This is a genomic window from Phytoactinopolyspora endophytica, assembly GCF_004138495.1.
GTDB classification, from domain to species: domain Bacteria; phylum Actinomycetota; class Actinomycetes; order Jiangellales; family Jiangellaceae; genus Phytoactinopolyspora; species Phytoactinopolyspora endophytica.
In genome coordinates this window covers 250726-251484 of record NZ_ML142854.1, presented here as the reverse complement: position 1 = coordinate 251484, position 759 = coordinate 250726, and the positions used below count along the sequence as shown (strand labels likewise).

Below are 759 nucleotides of genomic sequence, written 5' to 3'. Positions count from 1 at the left end.
GTCGTTCGACGCTGCGCGGACCGGTCTCGTGTGCTGGCCGGATGGCGGCGATCGCCTCGACCTCGACGAGCTGATCGTCATAGCCGAGAACGGCCACGCCGAGGAGGGTGCTTGGCGGGTCGTGGTCACCGAAGAAGTCACGGCAGACTTCCCACGCCTCGACCAGATCAGCCTGCCGGCTCGAAGCCACATAGACCGTGCTCTTGACGACATCGGACAGCTCTGCGCCGCTCTCCCGGAGGGCGATCTGCAGGTTCCCATGGCCCGCTCCAACCCACCCCTGACCTGGACACGATCAGCTCCTGGTCGGTCTCCGCTCACCGCCGTCATTGGACCTGGACCGGGTAAGCACCGGCGCCAGGTCCCTACAGAGACCACGCGTCCACGCCGTCCATCAGCGCCCGTTTGGTCTCGGCGGGCGCCGCGGACGACACGATGCTGTGTCTGGCCAGCGCGGCCAGCCATGCGTCGTCGAGACTGAGAACGTCCCTACACAGCACGTACTGCTCGGCGAGACCGGCGCCGAAGACCAGCGGGTCGTCACTACCGAGGGTGACCGGAATGCCGGCGTCGATGACGGCGCGGACCGGGATGTCGGACGGTTTGTGCACGCCCAGCGGCGGATAGGACGTCGGGCAGATCTCCAAGGCGACCTGTCGCTCGGCGAGCAGCGCCAACACCGACTGGTCGGTGACTGCAGACGTTCCGTGGCCGATACGCGTGGCGCCGAGCAGGTCCACGCAGGCACGGACATGCTCC

The 759-nt window shown here is 67.6% G+C and carries 2 pseudogenes; both read right to left on the bottom strand.

Going from position 1 to position 759, the window contains the following annotated elements:
- Positions 1 to 256 (bottom strand): annotated as a pseudogene (locus ELR45_RS14210) (RidA family protein); the annotation flags it as partial.
- A 109-nt stretch (positions 257 to 365) separates the two neighbouring features.
- A pseudogene (locus tag ELR45_RS37830) lies at positions 366 to 759 on the bottom strand (adenosine deaminase); the annotation flags it as partial.